The 508-nt window shown below is 60.4% G+C and carries 1 protein-coding gene; it reads right to left on the reverse strand.

The window, feature by feature from the left end; genetic code table 11:
- Positions 1-26: 26 nt before the first annotated feature.
- The gene (locus tag BK660_RS31930; protein WP_064388226.1) at positions 27-488 is read right to left on the reverse strand and encodes an Lrp/AsnC family transcriptional regulator; all 462 of its coding nucleotides are present in this window, start codon (positions 486-488) and stop codon (positions 27-29) included.
- Between the last annotated feature and the right edge of the window lie 20 nt (positions 489-508).

Here is a 508-nt window from a genome sequence, read left to right on the forward strand (position 1 = left end):
GCGCTCGAGTGAGCCCGATCAAAACCTTAAACCGGCTGCCCCCGATCGATCTTGCTACTCAAAATGATCGACGTCGTGGTCTTCTCCACCCCGTCCACACTGCCAATCTGATCGAGCAACTGATCCAGTTGCTCCGGCGAATCCGTACGCAACCACGCCACATAATCAAACTCGCCACTCACCGCACACAGTTGTTGCACCTGCGCCATCGCACTCAACCGGCGCACCACCTCTTTGCCGGAACGCGGCTGCACCTTGATCCCGACATAGGCCTGCAATCCGCCATCGACCACCCGCTGACCCAAGCGCACGCCATAACCGGTGATCACTTTGGCCTTCTCCAGACGTGCCAAACGCGATGTCACGGTGGTGCGCGCAATGCCCAATTGCCGGGCGAGCATGGCCACGCTTTCGCGGGCGTTGATCTGAAGGGCGGCAATTAGTTGACGGTCGATTTCATCGAGCACGGGCGGGCGGGTGTCGGGCAAGGGGTGGCTCCGGTGTGTGT

The sequence above is a fragment of the Pseudomonas brassicacearum genome, assembly GCF_003732265.1.
GTDB lineage: Bacteria > Pseudomonadota > Gammaproteobacteria > Pseudomonadales > Pseudomonadaceae > Aquipseudomonas > Aquipseudomonas brassicacearum_D.